We start from the raw sequence: 6,736 nt of genomic DNA, 5'->3' as shown, positions 1-6,736 counted from the left end.
GCCGTTTGATAAGCGATGACTTCCAACAGGCATTTGAAGAAGTTGATGTGATTATGGGACCTACCGCGCCAACCACAGCCTTTAAACTGGGTGATAAAACAGATGATCCGGTGGCTATGTATCTGGCAGACATCTATACCATCAATACCAATCTTGCCGGACTGCCAGGCATGTCTATTCCGGCAGGTTTTGCCGGAGGGTTACCTGCAGGCCTGCAAATTATTGGTAATTATTTTGATGAAGCACGTTTACTTAATGTTGCTCATCGCTATCAACAGGTTACCGATTGGCATAAGCAAATTCCCACAGCATTTCAGTAAAAATTAAGGGGCGAAAGCCCCTTTTTTAGGGAGTTTTTTTATAAAAAACTCACAAGAAATTTAATGGTCATTATTCACTTCAATAATAATCAAATCAGCCTCTCGCATGCCGCAAATAAAACAGGGTATGCTTGCGCCAAGGCAATTTAACGGAGTCATCTTAAATGAAAGCAGCAGAGCTATTTGTCCGTACTCTGGAAAATGAAGGTGTCGAGTATGTATTCGGAATTCCCGGTGAGGAAAATCTGGATGTTATGGATGCTTTGCTCAGTTCGCCAATTCATTTTATTACCACCCGTCATGAGCAAGGTGCAGCATTTATGGCCGATGTTTATGGTCGACTAACCGGCCGTGCCGGTGTCTGTATGGCAACATTAGGACCGGGAGCAACCAATCTTATTACCGGTGTCGCAGATGCCAATATGGATCATGCTCCGCTGGTGGCTATTGCCGGTCAGGCGTCCACCAATCGTTTACATAAAGAATCGCATCAGGTGCTTAATCTGGAAGCGATGTTTCTGCCCATCACTAAATACTCCACCCGCATTGTCAGCCCCGAGGTGATTCCGGAAATTGTGCGTAAAGCCTTCAAAGTGGCGCAGACTGAAAAAACCGGTGCCTGCTTTATCGAATTTCCCGAGAATATTGCTGAAATGGAAATTGACGATGCACCGCTGCGAGTTAAACATGCCACGCCTCCAGAACCGGCCGCAGAGCATATTGAACGGGCAGCTGAATTAATTTCCAATGCCCAGAATCCTATTATTCTGGCCGGTAATGGCGTGGTGCGGGCGCATGCCTCAGCAGCCCTGACCGATTTCGCGGAAAAACTGGGGATTCCTGTCGCTAATACCTTTATGGCCAAAGGCGTTATCCCGTTTGGTCATTCGATGTCGTTAGGCAGCGTGGGTTTGCAGTCCAATGATTATGTCAATACCGGATTCGCCAATGCCGATGTCATTATCTGTATCGGTTACGACATGGTCGAATACCATCCCTACTTATGGCATCCTTCACGGGATCGAATCTTAATTCATATCGACTCAACCCACGCTGAGGTTGATGCTTATTACAGTGTGGTGCTTGGTGTAGTGGGTAATATCAATCACAGTTTAAATCGCATCGCTGCGCTAACTACGCCCCATAAAGGCAAAGCCATGCGTACTTTACGTGACAGTTTAATTACCGAAATGAATCAGCACCGCCGTGATACCGAATTCCCGGTTAAACCCCAAAAAATTATCTGGGATCTGCGCACGGCCATGCATCTTGAGGATATCGTGATTTGTGATGTCGGTGCCCACAAGATGTGGATGTCGCGTATGTTTCGTTGCGAATATCCAAACACCTGCATCATTTCCAATGGTTTTGCCAGCATGGGCATTGCTGTACCGGGCGCAATTGCAGCCAAACTGGCACATCCCGAACGCAAAGTGGTTGCCGTTACCGGTGATGCCGGCTTTTTGATGAACTCGCAGGAAATCGAAACCGCGATGCGCTTGAATATCGCTATTGTGATTCTGATATGGAATGATGCGAGTTATGGCCTGATTGAATGGAAACAGCAAAACCAGTTTGGCCGTACCAGTAATGTAAAATTCAATAACCCTGATTTTATTCAATACGCGCAATCTTTTGGTGCTACCGGTGTCAGAATCAACAAGACTGAAGAGCTGATGCCTGCGCTAAAAACCGCATTAGACAGTCATACCGTTACCGTCATTGACTGCCCGGTGGATTATCGGGAAAACCTGAAACTGACCGAATCTCTGAGTCAATTGACCCAGCCAACCTGAGAGTAAAAATGAAGTCTGGAAAACGTTTTATTGCCTTTATAGCCGCTTTGTTTGCGTTACTGTTTATTGTGTTTTTATACAAGAACGCAACTGCACCAGTCTATACGGATCTAAAATTTGAAGATGTCGACGGAGAAATACATCATTTCTCCGATTATGCCGGCCAGCCGATATTGATGATTTTCTGGGCGACTGATTGTCCTGCTTGCGTGCAGGAGCTGCCGGAGCTGATTGCATTGCATGAAGAATATGCCGAAAAAGGGCTAGTGATGCTCGGCGTTTCACTGCCGCATGACACCCCATCACATATCAAAGCAATGCGTGAAGCCCGGGGTTTGCCCTATACACTTATCTGGGACAGTGAAGGTGAAATTTCCAGTGCATTTAATAATGTCCGAGTCACACCTACCCATTACCTGATTTCACCCGAGGGCAAAATTGTGATGCGCAAAATCGGCGTATTGAATAAAGAGAGCGTTTCAGAACAACTTGTCAAAATGGGCCTCAGCTGATTTATAGCGCAAAACTGCTACACATCAGATAGCACATATGGTATAAAGTCCGGCTTAGTTATTCAGAATGATGCGTTGGCAGGACGCGTCAGTCACTAAAAATGCATCAGGAGCAGGATTAACATGTCCAGAGTATGTCAGGTAACGGGCAAACGCCCTATGAGCGGTAACAACGTTTCACACGCTCACAACAAAACAAAACGCCGTTTCCTACCTAATCTTCACTCACACCGTTTTTGGGTTGAGTCTGAAAATCGTTGGGTAAAATTGCGTGTCAGCAATCATGGTCTGCGTATCATTGATAAAAGAGGTATTGATACCGTTTTATCTGATCTCCGTAGCCGCGGCGAAAAAATCTAAGGAGTCAGGACATGCGCGATAAAATCAAATTAGTTTCATCAGCAGGTACAGGTCACTACTACACTACTGATAAAAACAAACGCACCATGCCGGAAAAAATGGAGATCAAAAAGTTTGATCCTGTTATCCGTCAGCACGTGATGTATAAAGAAGCAAAAATCAAATAATTTTACTGATAACTGCTTCTAAGAAAACCCGCAATTTAACGCGGGTTTTTTTATGGCTAAAATAAATTAAATTCGATTGAAATTTTTGTTGAAACAAGATTGGCCGATTCCGGCCAAAACCGTATTATAGTGCGCTATGACTATATTGCTTGAAGCACAAAACCTGTCTCGTTTTTTTGGCCCCAATATCGCGGTCCAGGATATTGATATCAAGGTAAAACGCGGAGAGGTCCTTGGATTCCTTGGTCCCAATGGTGCCGGTAAAAGTACCACCATGAAAATGCTCAGCGGCAATCTGGCACCGGATAAAGGTGAAATCCGTATTAATGGATTTGATTTATTGTCCCAACCCAAACAGGCCAAAGCCCAATTGGGTTATCTGCCGGAAACCCCACCGTTGTATCGCGAATTGACGGTTCGCGAATATCTGCAGCATTGCGCCAGACTCAATGGTTTGACAGGTACACCATTAAAACTGGCAGTTGCCACCGTGATCGAACGCTGTGGGTTGGGTGACGTCAGTCGTCGCTTGATCGGCCAATTATCGAAAGGTTATCAACAACGTACCGGCATTGCACAAGCCATTGTGCATACCCCGGCAGTGGTGATACTTGATGAACCCACTTCCGGTCTGGATCCGCAGCAAATCCGTCAGATCAGAGAATTAATCCGTGAAATCGCCAACGAGCATAGCGTTATCCTGTCGACGCATATTCTGCCGGAAGTGGAAATGCTCTGTGATCGGGTACAAATCATCAGTAAGGGTCAGGTGGTGTTTGCTGATAGTCTGAGCGCGTTGCATCAGCAACGACATCACAGCAGCCTCCGTGTCATTTTATCTAATCCTCCGTCACTCAATGAGCTTTATACTCTGGACAATGTTTCGTCGGTTGAAGCGTTATCATCCAACCAATTCAGAATCATCTTTCACCCGGAGCAGGATCCTACTGAAAGTCTGTTAGCCAATGCCGTATCACAACAGTGGCAAATGCAGGAACTGGTGCGTGAACAGGATTCGCTGGAAGATATTTTTATGCAGTTGATAAATACTGATCCTTCGACAGTGGGAGCCAACAGCTGATGTGGTGTGTGGCAAGACTGGAATTATCGCGTTTGTTTTTATCGCCCTTCGCCTGGGTGATGCTGGCTTTAGTACAGTTTTTACTGGCTTATCTGTTTCTCAGTCATATTGAGTATTTTGCGCAGATCCAGGGACAGATTTCGGCTATACCCGGTGCCCCCGGTGTCACGGAGCTGGTTATCGCACCGTTATTAAATAATGCTGCTCTGGTGATGCTATTAATCGCTCCGTTTATCACCATGCGGGCTTTTGCCGATGAACATCGTAATCATAGTCTGCCATTATTAATCTCTGCACCACTTTCTGCCAGTCAGATTGTTTTAGGAAAATACCTCGGTTATCTCAGTTTTTTTCTGCTGCAATTACTGCTTATTGCATTCATGCCATTATCACTGATGACTGGCGCTGCTATCGATCTTTACCAGCTTGGGGCCGCAATGTTTGGTTTATTATTTCTGGTAGCCAGTTTTGTCGCTGCCGGAACCTTTATTTCCTCGCTTACTACACAGCCGATTATTGCGGCCGTAATGACGTTCTGTTTACTGTTTCTGTTATGGATAATTGATTTTGCCGCCGCCAGTACGCTTTCCGGTCAGATAAACTGGCTGGGCTGGATCTCACTGCTGGGGCATTTTCAACCCATGCTGGCAGGACAGGTCAACAGCGTCGATCTGAGTTTTTTTGCCTTGTTTTGTATTGTCTTTCTCTTGATGACTATTCGACGTCTTGATGCCGCGAGGCTGAGTCAATGAAGATGTCAAAACAGTTTAAATATCAGCACCGTCTGCAACAGATCATCTTTTATATTTTATTACTGGTGATCATTATCGCCGTAGCGGTTTTGTCACACCGTTACACTTTTGAATCAGACTGGACGGTCAATCAGCGACATACCCTCTCCTCTGCAACCACCAACTTATTAACGTCTCTTGATAGTCCGGTAACCGTCGAAGTATTTGTCAGCCCGGGCCATCAATACCAACCCGCAGCTGAAAGTTTATTAAAACGCTATCAGCAATATAGTGAGCAGTTAACGATCACCTTTATTGATCCTGTCAGTCAGCCGCAGCGGGTTCGTGAACTGAATATCCAACAACAGGCAGAAATGGTGGTTTCAGGTCAGCAGGGCCAACAGCATGTATTTGATTTATCCGAGCAATCACTTAGCAACGCTATTATAAAAGTCAGTCGCAGCAGCTTGCCGAAACTGATATTTATTTCCGGTCACGGGGAACGCGATATTGTGGGTGATGCAGCCTTTGATATGGCGCAATGGCGCAATCAACTGACCATCACCGGCTTTGAAGTGCAGACACTTTCCATGGCTGAATCCATGCAAAACATTAGTCCTGACGATAACGTTGTGTTAGTTATTGCCAGCTCTCAAAAGCCTTGGCCAGAGAGTGATATTGTCCAGTTAGAGGATTATCTACAGCAAGGTGGCAATCTGCTTTGGCTCAGCGAACCGGAGACGGATATTGGTCTGAACGTTATTGCTGAGCAGCTAAATCTGAACTTTGTACCCGGTACGATGGTGGATCCGAATGCTGGCAAATTAGGCCTGGAAGATCCCCGTTTTGTGATTGTGACCGATTACGCCAATCATCCCGTTACCGCCGCGACCTCCAGCGTCACTCTGATGCCTGGAGCGCATGCCATCCAATTTTCTGCTGCAGAATCTGACTGGCAAGTTACCCAACTGATGCAGTCCCAGAGTGAAAGCTGGTCCGAACTGGGCGATATTAATACTGCAAATCTGGATACATTACAGTTTGATGATGAGCTGGATATTCAGGGCCCGCTAATGTTGGGTGTCTTACTGGAAAAATTATTTCCAGACAACCACAGACAGAGGATTGCCGTCATGGGTGACGGCGACTTTGTCTCTAACTCATACCTCGGCACAGCTGCTAATCTGGAGCTGGCCATGGCGCTGATGAACTGGCTGGTCGTTGAAGATGATTCAATAGAAATCCCGGTCATCAAAACGCGCGATAATCAACTGATATTATCGGATGGGCAATCATTGTTTATCGGTATCGGCTTTTTACTGGGATTACCGTTAACTTTGCTGATTATTGGCATTAGTGTGTGGTGGATTAGAAGACGCCGATGAGAAGTACCTATCTGACAAACATGTTGTTATTGGTGGTCGCCGTTTTTTTAGTATGGCTGATGACCGAGTCACAGGTGCAAAAACCAAACACCTATATCACTGACAGCATTACCCAATCTCAAGTAAGCGAAATTGAAATTCAGCGTCGCCAGCAACAAACCGTTCAACTGCAACTGGATAAACAATGGCAGTTAGTCCAGCCCGTCAAAGCGCGAGCCAATCAAACCCGTATCAAGCTGTTGTTAAGCCTGTTAGATCAACCGGTACAATCGCCGATCCCGGTAACAGATAATACTAATCTTGCTGAGTTTGGTTTAGAGCAGCCAAATTTAACGTTACTGTTTAATCAACAAGCTTTTGTTTTTGGTAATACTGAGTCTCTCA

At 45.6% G+C, this 6,736-nt stretch carries 9 protein-coding genes; all 9 read left to right on the top strand.

Annotated features, from left to right (window positions below):
• Positions 1-320: amidase family protein (locus tag B3O33_RS05535; protein ID WP_292363162.1), on the top strand; the 320-nt coding region annotated here is incomplete at its 5' end.
• A gap of 164 nt (positions 321-484) precedes the next feature.
• The gene (locus tag B3O33_RS05530; RefSeq protein ID WP_292362396.1) at positions 485-2,116 is read left to right on the top strand and encodes an acetolactate synthase large subunit; all 1,632 of its coding nucleotides are present in this window, start codon (positions 485-487) and stop codon (positions 2,114-2,116) included.
• 8 nt (positions 2,117-2,124) lie between these two features.
• Positions 2,125-2,628, top strand: coding sequence for a peroxiredoxin family protein (locus tag B3O33_RS05525; protein WP_292362395.1), 504 nt, complete (start codon positions 2,125-2,127; stop codon positions 2,626-2,628).
• Between the two features lie 123 nt (positions 2,629-2,751).
• Positions 2,752-2,988: a 50S ribosomal protein L28 gene (gene rpmB / locus B3O33_RS05520; protein ID WP_226070964.1), complete on the top strand. Its 237-nt coding sequence runs from the start codon at positions 2,752-2,754 to the stop codon at positions 2,986-2,988.
• An 11-nt stretch (positions 2,989-2,999) separates the two neighbouring features.
• The gene (gene rpmG, locus B3O33_RS05515) at positions 3,000-3,155 is read left to right on the top strand and encodes a 50S ribosomal protein L33 (RefSeq protein ID WP_014707985.1); all 156 of its coding nucleotides are present in this window, start codon (positions 3,000-3,002) and stop codon (positions 3,153-3,155) included.
• 136 nt (positions 3,156-3,291) lie between these two features.
• Complete coding sequence (locus tag B3O33_RS05510) at positions 3,292-4,236, top strand: ABC transporter ATP-binding protein (protein ID WP_292362394.1); 945 nt, start codon at positions 3,292-3,294, stop codon at positions 4,234-4,236.
• Complete coding sequence (locus B3O33_RS05505) at positions 4,236-4,988, top strand: ABC transporter permease (protein ID WP_292362393.1); 753 nt, start codon at positions 4,236-4,238, stop codon at positions 4,986-4,988. The genes B3O33_RS05510 and B3O33_RS05505 overlap by 1 nt, the downstream gene beginning before the upstream one ends.
• Complete coding sequence (locus tag B3O33_RS05500; RefSeq protein ID WP_292362392.1) at positions 4,985-6,352, top strand: GldG family protein; 1,368 nt, start codon at positions 4,985-4,987, stop codon at positions 6,350-6,352. The genes B3O33_RS05505 and B3O33_RS05500 overlap by 4 nt, the downstream gene beginning before the upstream one ends.
• Positions 6,349-6,736, top strand: a 388-nt coding sequence (locus tag B3O33_RS05495; protein ID WP_292363161.1) for a hypothetical protein, incomplete at its 3' end; no start/stop codon positions are given. The genes B3O33_RS05500 and B3O33_RS05495, both read left to right, overlap by 4 nt.

This window comes from Methylophaga sp. UBA1464, assembly GCF_002325665.1.
In the GTDB taxonomy this organism is placed as follows: domain Bacteria; phylum Pseudomonadota; class Gammaproteobacteria; order Nitrosococcales; family Methylophagaceae; genus Methylophaga.
Note: the sequence above shows the minus strand (reverse complement) of the source record. Positions and strands in the feature narration are given on the sequence as shown.